At 69.2% G+C, this 21,385-nt stretch carries 16 protein-coding genes; 5 read left to right on the top strand and 11 right to left on the bottom strand.

Going from position 1 to position 21,385, the window contains the following annotated elements; genetic code table 11:
• Nucleotides 1-20: 20 nt before the first annotated feature.
• From ACSUZC_RS21580 to ACSUZC_RS21610, 7 genes are all read right to left on the bottom strand, one after another.
• Nucleotides 21-2,567, bottom strand: a complete 2,547-nt coding sequence (locus ACSUZC_RS21580) for an ABC transporter permease (RefSeq protein ID WP_439033199.1) — start codon at nucleotides 2,565-2,567, stop codon at nucleotides 21-23.
• Between the two features lie 21 nt (nucleotides 2,568-2,588).
• Complete coding sequence (locus tag ACSUZC_RS21585; protein ID WP_439030489.1) at nucleotides 2,589-3,440, bottom strand: ABC transporter ATP-binding protein; 852 nt, start codon at nucleotides 3,438-3,440, stop codon at nucleotides 2,589-2,591.
• Nucleotides 3,441-3,524: 84 nt separating this feature from the next.
• Complete coding sequence (locus ACSUZC_RS21590) at nucleotides 3,525-4,532, bottom strand: esterase-like activity of phytase family protein (RefSeq protein ID WP_439030490.1); 1,008 nt, start codon at nucleotides 4,530-4,532, stop codon at nucleotides 3,525-3,527.
• Between the two features lie 68 nt (nucleotides 4,533-4,600).
• Nucleotides 4,601-6,427 (bottom strand): phosphoenolpyruvate carboxykinase (GTP), encoded by a 1,827-nt coding sequence (locus tag ACSUZC_RS21595; RefSeq protein ID WP_439030491.1) that lies wholly within the window; start codon nucleotides 6,425-6,427, stop codon nucleotides 4,601-4,603.
• A gap of 214 nt (nucleotides 6,428-6,641) precedes the next feature.
• A complete protein-coding gene (locus ACSUZC_RS21600) occupies nucleotides 6,642-7,052 on the bottom strand; it encodes a DUF6802 family protein (protein ID WP_439033200.1) in 411 nt (136 codons plus the stop codon).
• 5 nt (nucleotides 7,053-7,057) lie between these two features.
• The gene (locus tag ACSUZC_RS21605; RefSeq protein WP_439030492.1) at nucleotides 7,058-8,602 is read right to left on the bottom strand and encodes a hypothetical protein; all 1,545 of its coding nucleotides are present in this window, start codon (nucleotides 8,600-8,602) and stop codon (nucleotides 7,058-7,060) included.
• Nucleotides 8,599-9,480, bottom strand: coding sequence for a hypothetical protein (locus ACSUZC_RS21610; protein ID WP_439030493.1), 882 nt, complete (start codon nucleotides 9,478-9,480; stop codon nucleotides 8,599-8,601). Before ACSUZC_RS21610 ends, ACSUZC_RS21605 begins: the two co-directional genes overlap by 4 nt.
• A gap of 255 nt (nucleotides 9,481-9,735) precedes the next feature.
• Between ACSUZC_RS21610 and trmB the strand changes: the two genes are divergently transcribed.
• From trmB to ACSUZC_RS21625, 3 genes are all read left to right on the top strand, one after another.
• Nucleotides 9,736-10,527, top strand: coding sequence for a tRNA (guanosine(46)-N7)-methyltransferase TrmB (trmB, locus tag ACSUZC_RS21615; protein WP_439030494.1), 792 nt, complete (start codon nucleotides 9,736-9,738; stop codon nucleotides 10,525-10,527).
• Nucleotides 10,520-11,191 (top strand): NYN domain-containing protein, encoded by a 672-nt coding sequence (locus ACSUZC_RS21620; protein WP_439030495.1) that lies wholly within the window; start codon nucleotides 10,520-10,522, stop codon nucleotides 11,189-11,191. Before trmB ends, ACSUZC_RS21620 begins: the two co-directional genes overlap by 8 nt.
• A gap of 197 nt (nucleotides 11,192-11,388) precedes the next feature.
• Nucleotides 11,389-14,679, top strand: coding sequence for an MMPL family transporter (locus ACSUZC_RS21625; RefSeq protein ID WP_439030496.1), 3,291 nt, complete (start codon nucleotides 11,389-11,391; stop codon nucleotides 14,677-14,679).
• A 103-nt stretch (nucleotides 14,680-14,782) separates the two neighbouring features.
• Here ACSUZC_RS21625 and ACSUZC_RS21630 read toward each other — a convergent pair whose 3' ends face one another.
• Genes ACSUZC_RS21630 through ACSUZC_RS21640 form a run of 3 tightly spaced genes read right to left on the bottom strand, consistent with a single transcriptional unit; the run spans nucleotide 14,783 to nucleotide 17,933 of the window.
• Nucleotides 14,783-15,460 carry a response regulator gene (locus tag ACSUZC_RS21630; protein ID WP_439030497.1) on the bottom strand — a complete coding sequence of 226 codons (678 nt, stop codon included), beginning with the start codon at nucleotides 15,458-15,460 and terminating at the stop codon, nucleotides 14,783-14,785.
• On the bottom strand, nucleotides 15,457-16,695 hold the full coding sequence (gene macS, locus ACSUZC_RS21635) for a MacS family sensor histidine kinase (RefSeq protein WP_439030498.1): 1,239 nt from the start codon (nucleotides 16,693-16,695) through the stop codon (nucleotides 15,457-15,459). The genes ACSUZC_RS21630 and macS overlap by 4 nt, the downstream gene beginning before the upstream one ends.
• Nucleotides 16,692-17,933 (bottom strand): AI-2E family transporter, encoded by a 1,242-nt coding sequence (locus tag ACSUZC_RS21640; protein ID WP_439030499.1) that lies wholly within the window; start codon nucleotides 17,931-17,933, stop codon nucleotides 16,692-16,694. The genes macS and ACSUZC_RS21640 overlap by 4 nt, the downstream gene beginning before the upstream one ends.
• A gap of 76 nt (nucleotides 17,934-18,009) precedes the next feature.
• Between ACSUZC_RS21640 and ACSUZC_RS21645 the strand changes: the two genes are divergently transcribed.
• Both ACSUZC_RS21645 and ACSUZC_RS21650 read left to right on the top strand, forming a co-directional pair.
• Complete coding sequence (locus tag ACSUZC_RS21645) at nucleotides 18,010-19,254, top strand: lysylphosphatidylglycerol synthase transmembrane domain-containing protein (protein WP_439030500.1); 1,245 nt, start codon at nucleotides 18,010-18,012, stop codon at nucleotides 19,252-19,254.
• Nucleotides 19,248-19,712: a DUF3054 domain-containing protein gene (locus tag ACSUZC_RS21650; RefSeq protein WP_439030501.1), complete on the top strand. Its 465-nt coding sequence runs from the start codon at nucleotides 19,248-19,250 to the stop codon at nucleotides 19,710-19,712. The genes ACSUZC_RS21645 and ACSUZC_RS21650 overlap by 7 nt, the downstream gene beginning before the upstream one ends.
• A 7-nt stretch (nucleotides 19,713-19,719) precedes the next feature.
• On the opposite strand, the gene ACSUZC_RS21655 is transcribed toward ACSUZC_RS21650, so the two are convergent.
• Complete coding sequence (locus tag ACSUZC_RS21655) at nucleotides 19,720-21,357, bottom strand: NTF2-like N-terminal transpeptidase domain-containing protein (protein WP_439030502.1); 1,638 nt, start codon at nucleotides 21,355-21,357, stop codon at nucleotides 19,720-19,722.
• Nucleotides 21,358-21,385: the final 28 nt, after the last annotated feature.

The raw sequence follows: 21,385 nt of genomic DNA on the forward strand, positions 1-21,385 counted from the left end.
GCTGAGGACGAGACCCGCCATCAGATGTCGGCGATCGCCTCCAACGGCCCGGTGCGCGCGGCCCGAACCGCGGGCCACAGCGCGGCCAGCACGCCGACCACAGCTGACGCGACCAGCGTGATGACGATCAGCGACCACGGGATGACGGGCGCCCCCAGACCCCACTCCGCCAGTGTGCGGACCAGGGCCACGCCGATGACCGTCCCGAGGATCACGCCGAGCACGGCACCGAAGATCGAGATGAGGACCGACTCGAGGTAGATCGATCGACGGACCTGGGCGCGGACCATGCCGATCGCGCGCAGCATCCCGATCTCGCGTTTGCGCTCGACCACCGACAACGCGAGCGTGTTGATGATGCCGAGCACCGCGATCAGCAGTGCCAGGCCGAGCATCGCGTACAGCGTCCCGAGCATCTGGTCGATCTGCGAGGAGATCTGCCCCTTGAACTGGTCCCGGTCCTGGATCTGCACGGTCAGGTACTGCGCGGTCGCGTCCTCGAGTCCCGTACGCAGCGTGTCGAGGTCGGTACCGGGCGCGGCCGTCACGAACAGGGTGACGTTGACCCTCGCGAACGGCGGCACCAGCGTGTCGTAGACCTCGGGACCCACCACCCACGGCTGGAGTGCCTCGTTGTCGGCGTAGATCCCGGCGATGGGTACCTGGACCTGCGCGCCGGTCGCCGAGGTGAACGTCAGCACGTCACCGCGCTTCCATCCGTTCGACTTGCTGGTGCGCTCGCTGATGAGCATTCCGTCGGCAGGCAGTTCCGACGACGCGCCGTCCTGCATGTCCATCACGGTCACGCTGTTCAGCGGTCCGCCCAGCGCGGAGAAACCGGTCACCGCCTTGCCGTCGACCTTGGCCTGGACGATCCCGAACGAGACCACTTCGGCCACCCCGGGCACACCGTCGATCGCGTCGGTCACCGCGGGCGGTAGCGGCGACTGGTTGGTGCCCGCCACGATGTAGTCGGCGGTGATACCCGAGTCGACGGCGTCGTCGACCGTGCCCTTGAACGACTGCCCGAGGGTGCCGATGATGGCGACCAGCATGAGTCCCAACGTCAGCGCGAACGCCGTGGCCGCGGAGCGACGCGGGTTACGGACCGCGTTGGTCCGTGCCAGACGCCCGATCATCCCGAAGGGCGCACCGATCACGCGCCCGAGAACGCTGACGAACGGGCGCGCCAGGGCCGGGCCGACGAGCACCGCGGCCAGCACGGCACCCGCCGCACCGGCGCCGACGGTGACGGCCGGACCCGCACCCTCACCCATCGCACCGACGACGATCGCCGCGATCGATGCCACACCGATGACCGCGCCGACGATCGTGCGTTTGCGCAACGACGCCGACCCCTCGGCGGCGGATGCGCGCATCGCTTCGACCGGTGGGACCCGCGCGGCACGTGCCGCGGGCACGTACGCGCTGATCATCGTCACCACGACGCCGACCAGGATGCCCGCGATGATCGCGCTCGGCCCCACGGCCAGCTCACCCGACGGCAGACCCGAGGTCGCACTGGTCAGCGCCTTGAGTCCGGCCGCCAGACCGATACCGATGGCGAGACCGAGTACGCCGCCGAGAACACCGACGACGAACGCCTCGAACAACACCGATCGGGACACCTGGCGACGGCTCGCCCCGACCGCCCGCAACAGGGCGAACTCACGGTTCCGCTGAGCGACGATCATCGAGAAGGTGTTGTAGATGATGAAGGTGCCGACCACGAGACCGATCGCGGCGAAGGCCAGCAGGATGTACTGGAAGATCTGCAGGAACTCGTTGACCTGTTCCTTCTGGTCCGCGCGGACCTGATCGCCGGTGCGGACGTCGTAGAGATCGGCAGCGGCGCCGAGCTTCGCGATGACCCGGTCCTGCAGCTGCGTGGGCGAGACACCCTGCACCGCAGACATGTCCACCACACCGACGTGCTGGCCGTCGGTGAACAGGCGAGACGACGTCGCGGCGTCGAACTGGGCGTTCACGTAACCGCCCGTCGAACTGGGCAGGTCGATCAGACCCACCACGGTCACGTCCAGCGGCGCGGAGTTGCCCTGCCCCACAACAACCTTGGTCTTCGATCCGACCTTCAGCCCGGCCGCGTCGGCGGCGGAGGTGTTGAGGACGATCTCACCGGAGTTCGTCGGCGCGCGGCCACCCGGGAGGATCGCCGAGTCCGCGGGCGAGAGGGCCTCGGCGGGCGGGATGTAGGTGGTGCCGACGCTCGGTGCGCCGCCCGTCTGGATGGCCTTGCCGTCGGAGCCGGCGACCGTGACGAGCCCGTTGTTGTTGACGACGAGCTTGTCGACACCGAGTTCGCCGCGCTGCGCACGCAACTCGTCGACCACGGTGTTCGGCACGCCGGGTGACTGCGGGTCGGCGGGCGTCACCTGGACGGCCACGCCCTGCGCGGCGCTGTCGAAGATGTCGTTGAACGCCTTGGAGATGGAGCCGGTGAAGACGATCGAACCCGCCACGAACGAGGTGCCGAGGACGATCGAGAAGAGGGTCAGGAAAAGCCGGAGTTTGTGCGCGCGCAGATTTCGGAGCGAAACCCTGCGCATCACCGAGGAGGAGGCCACGGCTCAGTGTGCCCCGGTGGTCTCGGCGGCGTCCGACGACACGGAGGCGGGTTCGGCTGGGGCGGACGGGACGTTGTCGAGATTCTTCATGACCTCGAAGACGTCGTCGGCGGTCGGGCGACTGAGCTCCTGCACGATCTGACCGTCGGCGAGGAACACGACCCGGTCGGCGTACGACGCGGCGCGGGGATCGTGCGTCACGATCACGACGGTCTGTCCGAACTCGTCGGTCGCCGCGCGCAGGATCGACAACACCTCGCCCGAGGACCGGGAGTCGAGGTTGCCGGTGGGTTCGTCGCCGAAGATGATCGACGGCTTGCCGATCAGCGCGCGGGCGCAGGCCACACGCTGCTGCTGGCCACCGGACAACTCACTGGGCAGGTGACCAAGCCGGTCGGTGATGCCGAGCCGGGCGACGACCGCGTCGAACCACTCGGTGTCGACGGTGCGTCCGGCGATGTCGACGGGAAGGGTGATGTTCTCCTTCGCGGTCAGCGTCGGTACCAGGTTGAACGCCTGGAAGACGAAGCCGATCCGGTCGCGGCGGAGCATCGTCATCGCCTTGTCGGACAATGCGGTCAGATCGGTGTCGCCGATGTAGACCTTGCCGTCGCTCGCGACGTCGAGACCCGCGAGGCAGTGCATCAGCGTCGACTTTCCCGAGCCCGACGGTCCCATGATCGCGGTGAACTCCCCCTCCCGGAACGAGATGGAGACGCTCTTGAGTGCTTCGACGGCGGTGTCACCGACGCCATATCGTTTGGACAGGTTGTCGGCTCCGGCTGCCACCGCATGCTTGGGTGCCCCGAACGCGTCGTCACCGTCGCCGCGGGCGGCCCCATCAGTCGTCGTCATGCCCTCAACCGTGCCAAATCCTCGGCGATATGGCCATCGGGTATAACCCTGACCCCACCCTGAGGACCGTGACGTTCGGCACTGCTACTTCGGGAGCTGAACCTCGAACGAGTGGAGCCGGTTGGGAGAACCCACGTTCTCCGACACCGCGATGAGGGTGCGGGTGCGGTTCTTGGCGAACGGATCCTCTGGGTGCCAGTTACCCCATGCCAGACCCGAGATGTTGCCGGTGAGCAGGTGCGGCGTCGCGGTGGTGGAGAAGATCCGCCGCTTGGTCATCGACTTCTCACGCCCGCTCAGCTTCTTCTTGTTCGTCACCGAGGTGGCACCCCGGGTGGTCGTCCAGAAGATGTTCGCGAGAGTGCCCGGACCGCGTTCGAGGACCAGGAAGTCGGTCGAGTTGATCGCCAGGACGTCGGCGGCCACCTTGTTGGCGTCAGGACGGTAGACGAACTCCCGGTTCGTCTTGCCGAAGGTCAGCAGGCGGGCCGACCGGGCCGCGTCCTGGCGGAGCCCGCCGGCGGTCAGGACACTGATCTGGCCCTGGGGCCCCACGGCCAGACCGGTGAGTCCGCGCCGGCCGACCACGCCCGACTTCGACGCCGGTCGCCAATGACCGGGCAGCGGCAGATCGCGGAGTACCTGACCGATCGGACCGATCTGCCGGATGAACTGATGGTTGCCGCCGCTGACCACCGTGTAACCGCCACCGGTCTTGCGGATGCCCTCGAACTGGGCCTGCCCGGGAAGCATGGGAAGGAACCAGGGGCCGAGGACCGTGCCTCCACCGTTGATCCGCGGCCGACCGGTGAAGGCGGCCGTGACAGAGGTGTAGCCGATGTTCGCGGTGAAGAACCGGGCCGGGAGGACGTCCTCGGAGATCATCACGTAGCTGCCGTTGCCGGTGCGGTCGAGGCCGGCGATCCGGTTGACCGTCGGCAACCCGTCACCGATCGTCGTCGAATCGGTGAAGAACGCCGACACACCCGCACCTGAGGCCGGTATGGCCGAAGCGGGCTGAACTGCGAGCGGAGAGGTCAGGCCCAGCACGCAGGCTCCGACGATCGTGGCCCCCCACAGACGTAGTTTCATGAGGGGCACGATACCTCAACCGTCACTTCTGACCCATCCGTCATCGTCGGTCTCGGACTCGGTCGGCGTCAGGCCAGGCGCTGCTTCAGGGCGTCCAGCTCATCGCGCAGCGAACTCGGCAGCTTCTCACCCACGAAGTCGAAGAGCTCCTCGATCGACGGGATCTCCTCGCGCCACTCGTCGGGGTTGAACGCGAGAGCCTCCGCGACGTCCTCGGCGGGTACGTCCAGGCCGCTGACATCGATCGACTCCGGCTTCGCGACGATGCCGATGGGGGTCTCGATGCCCTCGGCCTCACCCTCGATGCGCTCGATGATCCACTTCAGCACGCGGCTGTTCTCGCCGAATCCGGGCCACAGGAAGCGCTTGTCGTCGCCGCGGCGGAACCAGTTGACGTAGAAGACCTTCGGCAGTTTCGACTCGTCGGCGTTCTTGCCGATGTTGACCCAGTGCTGCAGATAGTCGCCGACGTGGTAGCCCATGAACGGCAGCATCGCCATCGGATCGCGGCGCACGGTGCCGACCTTGCCCTCGGCCGCGGCGGTCTGCTCGGAACCGACGGTGGCGCCCATGAAGACACCGGTCTGCCAGTCGCGGGCCTCGGTCACCAGCGGCACGGTGGTCTTGCGACGGCCACCGAACAGGATCGCCGAGATCGGCACGCCCTGCGGATCGTCCCACTCGTCGGCCAGCGACGGGCACTGGGCGATCGGGGTGCAGTATCGCGAGTTGGGGTGTGCCGCCTTGTGATCGGACTCCGGGGTCCAGTCGTTGCCGAGCCAGTCGGTGAGGTGCGCCGGCGTCTCGCCGTCGATGTCCTCCCACCAGATGTCGCCGTCGTCGGTGCGAGCGACGTTGGTGTACAGGGTGTTACCGGCCTCGATGGTCTTCATCGCGTTGGGGTTCGAGGCGTAGCTCGTACCCGGTGCGACGCCGAAGAACCCGAACTCGGGATTGATGGCGTAGAGGCGACCGTCGGCGCCGAAGCGCATCCAGGCGATGTCGTCGCCCACGGTCTCGGCCTTCCAACCGGGGATGGTCGGCTGGAGCATCGCGAGGTTGGTCTTGCCGCAGGCACTCGGGAACGCCGCGGCGATGTAGTAGACCTTGTTCGCCGGGCTGGTCAGCTTCAGGATCAGCATGTGCTCGGCCATCCAGCCCTCGTCACGCGCGATTACCGAGGCGATGCGCAGCGCGTAGCACTTCTTGCCGAGCAGGGCGTTGCCGCCGTACCCCGAACCGAACGACCAGATCTCGCGGGTTTCCGGGAAGTGGGTGATGTATTTCTCGGTGTTGCAGGGCCACGGCACATCGGCCTGGCCGGGCTCGAGCGGCGCGCCGACGGAGTGCAGCGCCTTCACGAAGAAGCCGTCCTCGCCCAGGATCTCCAGGACGCGGGGGCCGACGCGGGTCATGATCTTCATCGAGAGCACGACGTATTCGGAGTCGGTGAGTTCGACGCCCAGCTTGGGGTCGTCGGAGTCGAGGGGGCCCATGCAGAACGGGATGACGAACATCGTGCGCCCGCGCATGCTGCCGCGGTAGAGCTCGGTCATCGTGGAACGCATCTCGGCGGGGTCGACCCAGTTGTTGGTCGGCCCGGCGTCCTCTTCGGCCTCCGAGCAGATGTAGGTCCGCGACTCCACGCGCGCCACGTCGGCGGGATCGGAGCTCGCGAGGAAGGAGTTCGGCTTCTTCTCCTCGTTCAGCTTGACCAGGGTGCCGGCCTTCACGAGGTCGGCCGTGAGGCGCTCCCACTCCTCGTCGCTGCCGTCAGACCACACCACCCGGTCGGGCTGGGTCAGCTCGGCGACCTCGGCCACCCAGGCCAGCAGTCCCGCGTGCTTCGTCGGAGCGCTACTCGGGTCCAGTCCGGGAATGGTGGCTGCGGTCATCGTTGGGGCCTCCTCCGAGGTGGTGGCCGCTTGGAATGGCCACCTGTCAGGTCGTCTCGTCGTCAAGGATACGTACACCGAACAGGCGCTAGGTCACGGGGTTCACCAGGTGCGGTCTACGCCACACCCGGGTGACAGATGACCAAAGTCCCTGGTGATCGCGCGCGCTCTGGTCTCGGCGTGCGACGCTACCGACGCGGGCGCCGGTTGTGTGTCAGCCGATCCGTCCCGAGCCGCCGGAGATCCACTCGCCGGTGTCCGGGTCGAGCACTGCCGAACGGAACTCGCCGTCGGCACCGATCTCGGTGATCTTGTCGACCTGCCCGTCCCGATCGCTGTCCGTGTACACGGTAAACCCGTCCGGCCCGTTTCGCGTGAGGGAGTCGTTGATCCCGTCGTTGTCGGTGTCGACCTCTGCCGGGCCGAGGTCCCAGATCCGGCCGTCGTCGTGCATCCACAGGTGGTCGTCGAGGTCGTCGGACGCGGGCGATTCGTGCAGCGCTGCCACCGAGTCGACCCCGGGGCGGGGATCGATCCCGGCATCGTCGAACAGCCCGGCGTCGAACAGGGACGAGCCGCGCCCCGCCCCGGTGTCGGGTACGTCGTCGTCGAATGTCGGGTCCATCGTGGTCACAGCTTTCCGTCGTCGTGCAGGTCGTCGGTCATGGCGTCGTCGTGCGGGTCGTCGGGGTGCGGGTCGTCGGGGTGCGGGTCGTCGGGGTGCGGGTCGTCGGCCGGGCTCGTCCCGCCACCGTCCCGGCCCTGTTCCGCCCAGAGTTGCTCGGCTCGGCTGGCGAGGTCCGTGCGTACGGCCGCCGCCCGCTCGCGGAGCGTGCGGTCCGCGCGGGACGCCTCCCCGGACCGCACGCGACGGATCTCCTCATCGAGCTCGGCGACCCGCTGCGCCACCTCCCGCGCGCGGCGTTCGTAGGCCCGTGCGATCTGACCGGCGATGCGCGTCTCGGCCGCCGCGGTCCGCAGACCCAACTGATGGTCGAGCGCGGATCGCGCATCGGCGAGCAGTTCGGTGGTCCGCGTGGCCCGCTCGGCCCGGTCGAGCGCCCCGCGCCGTACGCGGATGATCCATCCGGCGACCGCCACACCGAGAAGCAGCGTGAGGGGCATGCTGAACCACTGCAGGGTCTGAACCGACGCCATCGGCGCGACCACCAGACGTCCCACACCCAATCCGGTGGATGCGCCGATGATCACGAGCAGTGCGTCCTCGGCACTCCCGCGACGCGGGCGACGGCCCGGCCGTCCGGTGTCCAGAGGGACCGCGGACCACGGGTCGGCCGGAGTGGCCTCCGCGTCCAGGCCGACGAGCGCCGTGGCCCGTACCTCGTCGACGCGTTCGTCGGCGAGGCGCTGGATCGTCGCGGCGAGGCCGGCCCATCCCTCACGCAACCGGGCGCCGTGCTCGGGGCCGGTGGCCGTCCCGTCGTCGACGGCAGCCGTGGCCAGCGAGCGAACACCCGACTGGAGTTCGGCCGACGACTCGGCCCGGGCGCGGACCAGCCCGGCACGGACCGCGGCCAGCCGGTCGAGGCGCCCGCGGTCGCGTGCGACGAGCAACGCGCGCCGCTCGGCCAGCAGGTCGTCGACCGTGCGCTCCGGGGTCGAGGCGGACGCATCCGCGCCGACGAGGTGCTCGACGGCACCCAGGCCGGCCGCGACCCGAGCCCGTTCGAGGCGAACCGCGGCGGGCGCCCGGACCGCGTCGCGCACCCATTCGACGAGTGCGTCGACACCCGATTCGTCGACCGCACCACCGAGGGCAGCCGCCGCGGACACCCCGAACATCGGCAGGGCCGCGAACGGATCGAGGGTCTTGCGGTGCCCGCGCACGATCCGCGGCCACTCCCAGAAGGCGTCGATCTTGGTACACACCAGAGCGACGGTCCCGACCTGTGCCCGGGCGTGGTCGACCAGAAGCCGCTCCTCGTCTCCCACCGACGACGACGGATCCACGACCACGAGGGCCACCCCGGGCGGCGTTCCCGGGTCCGAGCGGGCCGCGATGTCGAGTTCCGGGGCAAGCGCGCGACAGGCGTCGGCGAGGGTCCGGACGCCGACCCCCTCGGTGCCGAGGACGAGCACGCCCGACCCCGTCCCGACGCGACCTGCGTCGAAGCCGGTCAGCTCCCGCGCGGCAGCGAGTGCGCCGGTGGTCACGGGACGGCTCCCGCAGCCGCGAGAAGTCGCTCGGCGCCTTCCCGGTCGACCCCGCCCGCGGCGGCGTCCTCGAGTACCGCGCGGAGCTCGACCTCGCGCCAGTGCCGCACCCGGCCCACCCGGGCGCCGATCGGATCGGTCAGATCGGTGATCCCGCTGGCGTCGCGCAGAGCCCGGTTCAGGGCGTCCACGCTGTCGGCGGCCGACGAGCCCGCGGCGATGAGAGCGAGTGCGGTGTCGATTCCGTACGCGTCGATGCGTCGGAGCAGGGCCTGCCGCATCATCCTCTCGTCGGAGCCGGGACGCCCGAGGAGGAACCGACCGGCCATCGACGGCATCTCGGCGCCGGCCGAGGCCAGCGCGCGCAACGCCGCGAAGTCGCCTGCATCGAGGTCGGCACACGCGAGCAGCTGCGAGACCGGGTACACCGGCGTGCCGAGCCGGGTCGAACACGTGGCCGCGACCCCGGCCGCGGCGTTCCAGTCACCGAAGGTGTCGGCCTTGCCCAACACGACGACGACCCGGTCGGACGGCAACGACGCCAGCAACTCGTGGTCCGCGCGTCGGGGCAGACCGGCGAGGACGAGGAGCCAGAGGTCGGCGTCGGCCGTGCCCCGCGCACCCTCACCCGGGCCGATCGAGATCAGGGACAGCCGTTCGCGCAGCGCGCGCGCCATCGTGTCGCGCCCCGCGCCGGGTCGGCCGACCACCTCGACGTGCAGGGGACGCAGGAACCGGCGGCCGGCCGCGGTCAGCACCGTCACCAGAGGCGAGGACGGCTCCACCAGGTCGGCGAGCGTGCCCGCCTCGGCGGCCGCGGACACCATGCCTGCCGCCCAGCGCCCACCCGGGGTCGGACCGGCCGCGGAAGCGGTCATCGCATCCCGCACAGTCGCCTCCCCCGGCTCGGAAACTCTCGGATGTCGGTCTCGGTGCCACCGATCGGTGTCACTCCCGTCGCGGCGTTCCCCTGGCGTACGCGACCGGATCGGCCAGGCGCACGCGAACCGCGGCAGGCCTGAGAATAATCGCCGATCGCCGCATCGGCGTCCGGAGCTCCACATCCCTCCGACGGGACCTCGCCCGCGCCCCACGACAGGCCGGGTGCCCCGCGACTTCGCCGATATCGGCCGATGCGCAACCATGGACGGGTGAACAACAGCCCCGACAGGTCCCGGTTGTACCCGCGTGTGACGAGTTTCCGGTTTCGCCGCGGGACCCTGACGACCGGACAGCAGCGGAACTGGGAGACGCTCTGGCCGGTTCTGGGTCGCGATCTCGAGATCGGTCCCGAGCGTGTCCCCGAGCCGCCTGTCGACCTCACGGCGCTGTTCGGCCGTGACGCTCCCAAGGTGCTCGAGATCGGCAGCGGGACCGGTATCTCGACCGCCGCGATGGCCTCTGCCGAGCCGGACGTCGACGTCGTCGCCGTCGAGGTCTACAAGCCCGGACTGGCGCAGTTGCTCGGCCTCGTCGACCGCAACGGGCTGACGAATGTGCGCATGATCCGCGGCGACGCGGCGATCGTCCTGACCGAGCTGATCCCGCCGTCGAGCCTGACCGGTATCCGCTTGTTCTTCCCCGACCCCTGGCCCAAATCACGTCACCACAAACGCCGGTTCGTCCAGACCGGCACACTGGAGCTGATGGCCGACCGCCTGGTCCCGGGCGGAGTCCTGCACATCGCGACAGATCACGCCGACTACGCGGAGTGGATCGCGGAGAAGCTCGCCACCCAGGACGCCGACCGTCCACACGTCGTGCAGCTGACCCGCGAGTCCCCGATCTCGCTGGAACGCCCGACGACGAAGTTCGAGGGGCGCGCGGAACGCGACGGCCGCTACGTCAGCGAGTTCGTCTACACGCGGCCCATCCCGCCGGCCACCGCGGCCGGCGACACCCCGACGGAGGCCCGCCATGAGTGACCACAGCCCGACCGGCTTCGCCGACACGATCTCCGGGCAGGCGGGCGCGCGCCGGATGCTGCTGGTGTGGGACGCCCCGAACATGGACATGGGCCTCGGAGCGCTGCTCGGCGGGCGCCCGACCGCCGCCCACCGTCCACGTTTCGACGCGCTCGGGCGCTGGTTGTTACAGCGGACCGCGGATGTGTCCGCTCTCACCGACGCAGCCGGGAGCGTGGAACCCGAGGCGACTGTTTTCACCAACATCGCCCCAGGTAGTGCCGATGTCGTGCGGCCATGGGTCGACGCACTCCGCAACGTCGGTTTCGCGGTGTTCGCCAAGCCGAAGCTGTCCGACGACAGCGACGTGGACTCCGACATGCTCGACCACATCGAACTTCGCAGGCACACTGTTGGACTAGCCGGCGTGATCGTGGCGTCCGCCGACGGTCAGGCGTTCCGGGAGCCGCTGCTCGAGGTGGTGGCCGACGGTGTGCCCGTCACCGTCATCGGTTTCCGCGAACACGCCAGCTGGGCGCTCACCACCGAGGAGCTCGAGTTCATCGATCTCGAGGACATCACGGGCGTGTTCCGCGAGCCCTTGCCGCGCATCGGGCTGGATTCGCTGCCCGACGAAGGCGCGTGGCTCACGCCGTTCCGACCGCTCAGCGCTTTGTTGCGCTGACCTGCGGCGTCGCGCGCCGGCGGGCATCGACGACGAGCTGTCGTCGGGACCGTGCGGGGTGCGGTCGGGGAGTGACGCCGAGGCCGTCGCCTCAGGGATCACTCAGGCAACACTGTCAGGATCTCTTGCGAGAACTGACAGAATCGCCACCGGCACTCCCGTAGTGCCCGACTCGTCGTACACGAAAGGACATCAGCGTGTTCCGGTTCATCGGCACATTCGTCTATCGAATGCGCTTCCTCGTCATCGCGGTGATGATCGCGATGATGGCCGGACTCGGACTGTACGGTCTCGATCTCGGCAAACATCTCAGCCAGAGCGGCTGGTTCGATCCCACCTCGGAATCGGACACCGGCGCGCGATACGCCGACCAGGCGCTGGGTCGGGACCACACCTCCGACGTCATCCTGATGGTCACCCCGCCGGAGGGCACCCGTGTCGACGACAAGGCGTTCGGCAAGAAGGTCGAGACGTTCGTCGAGGATCTGATCGCCACACACCCCGACATCGTCGGGCGTGCCGATCCCGGCATGTACGACCCGTTCCTGGTGCAGCCTGCCCAGAGCACGCTGCAGGACCGGCTGTTTACCGACGACGGCAGGCACGCGTTCATCAGTATCGGCGTGGCCGGCAACGACGACACGACCGTCCTCAACAACTACAAGATCATCGAACCGTTCTTCGAGGACATCCCGGAACGCTTCGATCTACCCGGCACGACGTTCGAACTCGCCGGCCTGCAGCCGGTCTCCGGTTCCATGGCCGAGGGCATGGACAAGGACATCCACCGAGCCGAGGTCCTCGCCCTGCCGCTGGTGGCGATCATGCTGTTCTTCGTGTTCGGCGGCGTCGTCGCCGCCTGCCTCCCGGTGCTCATCGGCGGTCTGACGATCGCGGGTTCGCTGGGCATCATGAAGATCCTGGCGCTCACCACCGAGCTCAACATCTTCGCGCAATCGGTGGTCACGCTGATCGGTCTGGGCATCGCGATCGACTACGGCCTGTTCATCGTGTCGCGTTTCCGCGAGGAACTCGGCGAGGGCTATTCGACGAAGGCCGCGGTCCGAAGAACCGTGATGACCGCCGGTCAGACGGTGGTCTTCTCGGCGACGATCATCGTCGCGGCACTGGCGTGTCTGCTGATCATGCCGCAGGGGTTCCTGAAGTCGGTGGCCTACGGCGCCATCGCGTCGGTCTCGCTCGCGGCGATCCTGTCGATCACCGTGCTGCCGGCGATCCTGGGCATCCTCGGTCCGCGCGTGAACATGCTGTCGATGGCCACGCTGATGAAGCACACCGTGGTCCCGCTGGTCCGCCGGTTCTCCACCGAGGAGCGGGCCGTGGCCATCGAGCAGCGGTACAGCGGCCGTATGAAGACGAGTCAGGAAGTCGAGAACGGCTTCTGGGGACGGCTGGCGACGTGGGTGATGAAGCACCCGGTCCGTACCGCGGTCCCCACCGTCCTGCTCCTGCTCGCGCTGATCATCCCGTTCGGGAGCATCCAGTTCGGCGGCATCAGCGAGAAGTTCCTGCCGCCGGACAATCCCAACCGCGTCGCACAGGAGAAGTTCGACGAGTACTTCCCCGCCGAGCGCACCGAGGCCATCAAGCTCGTCATCGTCTACGACGAGTCGAGCCAGGCCGACCAGGACAAGCTCGACGCCATCGCCAAGCGCGCCGACGCGGTCCCCGGATTCACCAACAAGTTCAGTGATCCCGACAAGTCGGACTTCGGGTCCTTCGACGCCGAGCGCTACCCGAACGTCGGGGTCTATCAGGTGTCGGCGGGCCTGCAGGACCGCAACACCGCGGCACAGGCCATCGACCAGTTGCGGGCCATCGACACCGAGGGCCTCACGATGTACGTGTCGGGCACCCCGGCCCTCACGCAGGATTCGATCGACGCGCTGATGCAACGGCTGCCGCTCATGGCGGTCATGCTCGTCCTCATCACCGGCCTGCTGATGTTCCTGCAGTTCGGTTCGCTGGTCCTGCCGATCAAGGCCGCGCTCATGACGGCTCTCGGCCTCGGCGCGACGCTGGGCATCCTGACCTGGATCTTCGTCGACGGCCACGGCGCGGAGATCGCCAACTTCACCCCCGGTCCCCTGTTCGCAGCGGTCCTGGTGCTCATCATCGCCATCGTCTTCGGTCTCTCCACCGACTACGAGGTGTTCCTGCTCTCCCGAATGGTCGAGGCCAGACAGAAGGGCGCGAGCACCACCGAGGCGATCCGCAGCGGCACCGCGCACACCGGTGGCATCATCACCGCCGCCGCGGCCATCCTCGTCGTGGTCACGGGCGCGTTCAGTCTGTCCGAGATCGTGATGATGAAGTACATCGCCTTCGGCATGATCGCCGCACTGATCCTCGACGCGACGGTCATCCGCATGCTGCTGGTGCCGTCGGTGATGAAGCTTCTCGGCGACGACTGCTGGTGGGCACCGCGCTGGATGCGCGTCGTGCAGCGCAAGATCGGCCTGGGCGAGGCCGTGCTCGACGACGAGCCCGACGAGCAGCGCGACGCCGCAGGCGGCCGGCCGATGAGTGCGGGCACCCTGGTGGCCGAGGCACCGACCTCGGTGATGGCGGCCGCGCGTCGCCAGCCGGTGGCCGCGGGCCCCGCGCCGGCCCGACGCCGCCCCGAAGCGGACGCGCGGCCGGACACCGCGCGCCCCGAGACCTCACGCCCGGATGCCTCACGCACTGCGACGGCACGCCCGGATGCCGACCGTGCGTTCACCAACTCCCGTCCCGCAGGCCCGCCGGGTCGGCGTCCGGGTGCGGCGCCCGCGCCCGGCTCGCCGAACGGCGCTCCGGGTCCACAACCCGGTGCGGGCCGCCCGGCCGGTGGCATGCCGGCGCCGACCCCACCTCGTGGGGCGCCGGCCCGAGTGGGACCCACCCCACCGCCCTCAGGCGGTCCCGCGCCCGAACCGGTCGAACGGCGGCCCGTCGCCCCGTATCGTCGCCCCTCGGTCCCGAAGAGCGACCGTCCCGACACCGGCGGCTGGAGTCTGGGCGAAGGCGGTATCCGTCTCGGCGACGCCGCTTCCGCCACCGATGACCGTCCGGCTCGCAGCCCCGAACCCGCGCCCGTCCGCCCGGCTCCCGCACCTGCCCGTCCGGCTGCCGAACCCGGTGCCGGACAACGCTCGCCGCTGGGACGACGGCCGGCACTCGACGAGACCGGGCGCCGCCCGCTCGCCGCGTCGGTGAGCCCGGAGTCCTCCACACCGTCGTCGCGCGGTCGTCGGGCCGCCGGACCTTCACCGATGGAGCGCGGACTGAGTTCCGACGCGGCACCTGCCGCCGCTCCTCGGCCCGACACCGGACCCACGTCCGGCGAGCAGGACACCCGCTCGGCCGATGACTCCACCCGCCGCAGGCGTCCGCGCACCGATCGTCACGCACGTTCCGACGACACCGGTGACGACGGTCAGATCAGCGTCCAGGAACTACTGAAGCGCAGTCGCTCGCAGAAGTGACCGGCCGGCGCGGCCCCGCTCACCAATTCCGTTCCCGCTCACCCGATTTTGGTGAGCGGGAACGGATCATGTGAGCGGCGAAACCGTCGCCCCGCAGCAGAACTCAGTCCTCCTCCAGACCGTGTTCGATGACGTAGCGAGTCAGCTCCACCCGGTTGCCGAGCTGCAGTTTGCGGAGGGTGGCCTGCACATGGTTCTCGACCGTCCGGTGACTCAGGTCGAGTCGCCGAGCGATCTGTTTGGCGCTCAACCCTTTCGCGACGAGCCGGAGCACTTCGGTCTCCCGGTCGGTCAGCACCGGCGCGGCGGGGGCGGTGTCGGGTTGCTGCGACATCCTGCGGTACTCGCCGAGCACGAGCCCGGCGAGTCCGGGGGTGAACACCGCCTGCCCGTCTGCGGTCGCCCGCACCGCGTCGACGAGTTCTTCGCGCGACGAGGACTTCACGAGATAGCCGCTCGCACCGGCTTTCACGGCCTCGAGCACGTCGTCGCGCTCCCCTGACGCGGACAGCACCAGGATGCGGGTACGCGGCGACACCTCCAGGACAGCGGCGGTTGCCTCGGTCCCGGTCCCGTCGGGGAGTTGCATGTCCATCAGGACGACGTCCGGGATGACGGCCGCGGCGCGCCGCCCCGCACTACCCACCCCGTCCGCCGTGGCCACGACATCGAAACCCTCGTCGGCGAGGTCGCGGGCGACGGCCTCACGCCAGATCGGGTGATCGTCGACGACCATGATCCGCAAGGGCCTCGCGGCCCCGTCGCTCCGGTCTGCACTCATGCCTTCTGCTCCCCTCCGCCGTCGGAGTTCTCGTCGCGCGGAATGGTGAACTCCCACTCCGTGCCCGCTCCCGGTTCGGTGTCCAATGTGGCTGTGCCACCGATCGATTCGATTCGACCCACGATCGACTTCGAGACCCCGACCCGCCCCTGCGCCACCGCCTGCGCGAGTCGGCCCTCGGCGATTCCGACCCCGTCGTCGCGCACGCTCACCACCACATCACCGCCCAGATCCTCCACGAGGATGAAGGCCCGCGCATCCGGTCCGGCATGATGCCCGACGTTGTCGAGGGCATTGACGACCGCGGCACGGATCTCCGCTCCGACGTGGGCCGAGACCATCACCGGCAGGGCCGGGGCGCTGACCGAGACCCGTCCGTCGGCCAGCGCGCGCAGCGTGGCGGCGAGGTCGACGCGCGTCGTGGCGGCGGGCACCATGTCGACGGGGTCGTCGACGTCGGAGATGAGACGACGCAGTGCCCGCTCCTGTTCCGCGGCCAGCGACGCCAGTTCACCTGTCGCGCCGCCGATCTCGCGACCGCGCCGGGCGATGAGGGCCAGCACCTGCAGCACGCCGTCGTGCACTTCGCGCGACAGTCGTTCCCGCTCCTCGGCCGCGGCGGCTATCCGCGCAGCACGGGACAGTTGCTCGTGCGACCGGCGTGCGCCCGCGGCCGCGAGCCCCACCGCCATTCCGGTGGCCACGATCACGATGATCGTCGCGTTGCGCCCGAAGTCGAGGTTGAGTTCACCCTTCACGAACGTGCTCGTCCCACCGACGATCAGCCCCGCCACGATGCCGCCGACCGGTCCCGTGAGAATCGCGACGGAGATGACGGCGTTGGTCGCCCACAGGGTGGTGGGCCAGGTCTGGTTGTTCCAGGCCCACTCGGCGCTCGCGACATACGACGTCGAGAGCATCAGCGCGCAGACCACCACCACCTCGGCACCCACCCAGTAGACGGTGCGGGCGTAACCGACGAAGTACCCGATTCCGCTCGCCAGTGTCCACGCCGACAGCATGCCGAACAGCGCCCATGCGGCTCCGCCCCGGTCGAGGTCGGGGTTGACCGCTATCTGGAAGCCGAGCGCATACAGGTAGGAGAGGAGGCGGAAGATCTGCGCTCCGCGCCAGAGCGGCCCCACCGGGTCGTTGTCGACGGCCCGCAGCATCGTGTCCGATCCGGGGGAGCGGAGCAGCCCCGCGGTCGGCGACGACGGTCGGTCCGGGGTCATGGTCGACGATCTCCGTCAGGCGCCTGCGCTCCGCGATCTTCCCCCTCGACGAGGGCCTCGGCCGCCGCGTCGGGATCGTCGGTGTCCCAGACGGGCGGATCCGGTTCGGCGATAGGCCTGTCGAGATCGTCGCCGGCGTCGTCGACGTGGCCCCGGAGCCGCCGGATGACGGTGTTGAGGAACGCGATCAGGGGCACGGCGAGCAGTCCGCCGATGATGCCTGCCGACACCAGCCCGGCCGCGATCCCGAGGACCACCGCGACCGGGTGGAGACGAACCGATCGACCCAGCAGGAACGGCTGCAGCACATGACTTTCGAGCTGCATCACGCCGACGACGATGGCGAGCGCGACGACGGCCGCGATCCAACCCTGGGTGACCAGGGCGACCAGCACGGCCAGCGAACCGGTGACGAGTGCGCCGACGATCGGGATGAACGCGCCGAGGAAGACCAGCGACGCCAGCGGAAGTGCCAGCGGCACTTGCAGGATGGCGAGACCGATACCGATACCGCAGGCGTCCACGAAGGCCACCGCGACGGTCGCCCGGACGTAACCGACCAGCGTCCCGAACCCGGCGATACCCGCCTCCCACACGCGATTCCGGTTCGCCTCCGGGACGAGTTTGACCGAGAACTGCCAGATCTGCCCCCCGCCGTACAGGAAGAAGATCAGCAGGAACAGGGTCAGCAATGCGCCGGTGACGATCTCGGTGGCCGTGGTGGCCGTGGCCAGTGCGCCGCTGGTGACCCGGTCCTGGTTGTGCTGGATGAAGTCGAGCGTGTCGGTGCCCAGATTGCGCACCTGATCGCGGTCGAGTCCCAGGGGCCCGTCGATGAGCCATTCCCTTGTCTTCTCGACGGTCACGCGGACCTGTTCGGCGAGCTGCGGGACGCCGTGGATGAACTCCCGCACCACGAACGTCATGACCGCCGCGAGCAGACCGATGGCCACGACGAGGTTGAGGATCACCGCCAGGGCCCTGGGCACGCCGCGGCGGTCGAGGGCATCGACGCCGGGAACGAGCATGGCCGAGACGAGGATCGCCAGCGCGACCGGGACGAGCACTTCCTCGAACTCGCTGAACAACCTGGCCGCGACGTAACCCACCGCGACGATCAGCAGCAACCGCCACGACCATTCGGCTGCGGCACGCACCTGCGGGTGGACCTTTGCCCGGTCGAAGGACGCGAGGTCACGCGCCTCACGCGGCCGGTCGGCTCGTTCGGCTTCGCTCACGCAAGCAACACTAGACAGTGCGCGGACCCGATGGGGGTGGTCATACGCGACGGCCCCCTACCCTAGGGTGGCACGTATGTCGACGGAGGATGCGGGCTCGCCGGGGGGCGCGACACCCCCGGCCAAGCGTCCCCGCGTCTGGTGGATCCGGTGGATTCTCCTCACCGTCGTCCTGATCATCCTCACCGTCGAGGTCGTCCTGATCTGGCCCGAACTCAAGGGTGCCTGGCTCCGCATCGGGGAGATCGAATGGGGCTGGGTGGCTGCCTGTCTCGTCGCCGCCATGCTCTCGATGGACAGTTTCGCGCAGGTCCAGCGTGCGCTGCTCCGGTCGGCGGGGGTCCGCGTCACCCAGTGGAAGTCCTTGTCGGTCATCCTCGCGGCCAACTCGCTGAGCCAGACCATGCCGGGCGGGCAGGTGCTGGCGCCGGCGTTCACCTACCGCGAGACACGTAAGTGGGGTGCGACGCCCGTCATCGCGTCGTGGCAGGTCGTCATGTCGGGCCTGCTCGCCGGTATCGGTCTCGCCGTTCTCGGCTTCGGCGGTGCGCTGCTCGCCGGCGCGAAGACCAGTCCGTTCTCCGTCGTGTTCTCGGTGGCCGGTTTCCTGGCCGTCGCGGTCGTGCTCCAATATCTGGCCAGCCATCCGGAGTCGTTGAAGAGCACCGGTATCCGGGTGCTGGGCTGGGTCAACCAGCTCCGGAACAAGCCCGAGACCCACGGCACCGAGCGCCTCTTCGAAACCCTCGAGCAGCTCCGGGCGGTCCAGCTGGGCAAGCGGGACACGTCGATCGCATTCGGGTGGAGCCTGTTCAACTGGGTGGCCGACGTCGGCTGCCTGATGTTCGCGTGCTGGGCGGTCGACGCCCATCCGAGCATCTCCGGACTGATGGTCGCCTACGCGGCCGGCAAGGCCGTCGGCTCGGCCATTCCGCTGCTGCCGGGCGGCATCGGCGTCGTCGACGCCGTTCTCGTCCCCGCCCTCACCAGTGCTGGGATGCCTGCGGCCGACGCCATCACCGCCGTCCTGATCTACCGTCTCATCAGCTACGTGATCGTCGCGGCCATCGGCTGGGGCGTCATCGGGATCATGTTCCGCAGTCGAATCAAACGTGACGACACGTTCATCGACGAGGTCGAGAAGGACGTCGAGGCAGCCGCGGCCGGGCAGGATGGCGCACCCGAGCAGCTCGGGCCGGCACCGCCGACCGATCCTCAGACCCGGGCCGGCACGTCCTCCGGGCAACCCCACCCGGCCGAAACCCCCCACAGGTCCGACACCGATCCGCCGCCGGACCGGTACGGTAATCCATCATGCTGAGCTCGAACATGGCCGAGGGCTCCGAGACGGCCGAGGCGGGGACGTCCCCGGCCCGCGGAACCGCCACCGGACCCGTCGCGGCGCTGTTCGACGCCGTGGCGATCACCGTCTTCGTCCTCATCGGACGAGCCAGCCACGAAGAGGGGTACGCGCCGGTCTCCGTCCTGCACACCCTGTGGCCGTTCCTCATCGGGTGCGCCGCCGGATGGTCGATCACCTACGTCTACGCGCACGTCCGGTCGAGCGACTTCTTCGGCCACGACTTCCGGCCCGACCGTGTGGTCCCCGTGGGCATCGTCGTCTGGTTCTGCACGGTCACCGTCGCGATGATCCTGCGTTTCATCCTCAGTCAGGGCGTCGCGGTGAGCTTCGTCATCGTCGCCGCCGTCGTGCTGGCGCTCTTCCTCCTCGGCTGGCGCGCCGTCTTCGCGATGCTCGGGCGCCGCGCCTCGGCGTGAGCCGCCGCTACTTGATCGTGAAGTACTTCTGGGCGACCTGCAGTGCCGCGGTCCCCGATTTCGGCCCCTCGGTGTAGATCACGACGACCTGACCGCCCTGGAGACCCACGAACCATCCCGGCCCCTCGGGTCCGTTGGTCCCGACGAGGGCCCGCAGACCGGGTGCGCGGGTGAGGTCGCTCGCGTCGCCGGTCGCCGCGGTCGCGGTCATGGCCGCCAGCACCGGTTTCACGATCGCGGGATCGAGACCGCCGAGATCACCACCGGAGACCTTGGTCGGCACGTTCTTGAGCACATGGGGCGGCACCGACGACGCCTGCCCGGCGGCGCTGCGCGCCATCGCCACACCCAGCGCGGCCATGTTCGTCATCGACAGCGTGTTCTGACCGGGACGGAAGTCGATGGTCGAGATGCCGGGACTCGCGGGTGTCGGAACACTCGCGCCGGGGACGGTGAACTGCACGCCGAGACCGAGGCGGTCGAGCAACTCGTCGGCCCGTTCGGGTTGGGAACCGGCGGCGCGACCGACGGCGTCGAACACCGGGTTCAGCGTCGACCCGACGGGATAGGGCTGGTCGATGTCGATGCCGCGGTCGATCGCGTAGGAGTTCTGCGCCATGCCCAGGATCGCTCCGGTCTGGGCGTCGAGCGTCAGGATGGTCGCGGGTTGACCGACCTCCACAGCGGCGTCGCCCAGCGTGAGCTGGACACCCTGATCGACGGTCGAGAGCACGTCGGGTCCGGGCGGGCCCTGCTTGCCGGCGAGGCGTCGCGGCGCACTACCGGGTCCGACCATCTCGACCTGCCAGCCCGCGGTGGCGTCGCGGATGGCCTGCCAGTAGTTGGTGATGCCGTCTTCCAGCGGCGAGGAGAGCCTGCGGTCGGCCATCACGAGCTGGTCGGTGCGGTTCACGGTGACGCCGGGCACGCGCCGCGGGTCGCCGGCGAGAACCTGCATGTCGGAGTCGCGCAGACCGACGGCGGTGATCGCCTTGCCGGGGGTCTCGCCGAGCTTGTCTTTGATGACCTGCGGCGTGATCAGGGGCGCGATGGGCGCGATGACGCCCGCGAGGGCCCGTGCCGATGCTTCGACGTCCCCGGTCCGGGTGGGGTCGAGAACGATCTCGTTGACGGGCTGGGCGTACATGAACACGCGGCCGGTACGGCTGCGCACGGTGGGAGCCGGTGTGGCGTCGGTGCGGATCTCGCGCAGGTTGCCGCCCGCGGGCAGACCCGGGTGCAGGATGGCCGGATCCCAGGTCACCTTCCAGCCCGACGACAGCTTGCGTGCGGTTCCGCCGCTGGTGGATTCGTAGACGCGACCCTTGTCCCACTTCCATGTGGTGGTGACCGAGAACGTCGCGGTGCCGTCGCTGTACTCCACGGGGTTCTCGACGTCGACCTCGACCTGCTGCGCCGACATCTGTTTCAGCGTGGTGGTGAGACTGTTACCGGCCTGTCCCGGCGCGGTCGTGAACTCGGCCGCACCACCCGCGTCCTGGCGGCTGAGAGCGGTGGCGAATGCGTCGATGGCGGCGGCGGCACCCGTGTGCGACGAGCCGGCGAATCCACAGGAGCTCACCATGACCGCACACGAGACCGCGGCACAAGCGGCTGTCGTTGCGCGCTTGACCCAGATCTTCATGACAACAATCTTCACTCTTGTCACACCC

This window comes from Gordonia terrae, from assembly GCF_051789125.1.
GTDB lineage: Bacteria > Actinomycetota > Actinomycetes > Mycobacteriales > Mycobacteriaceae > Gordonia > Gordonia terrae_A.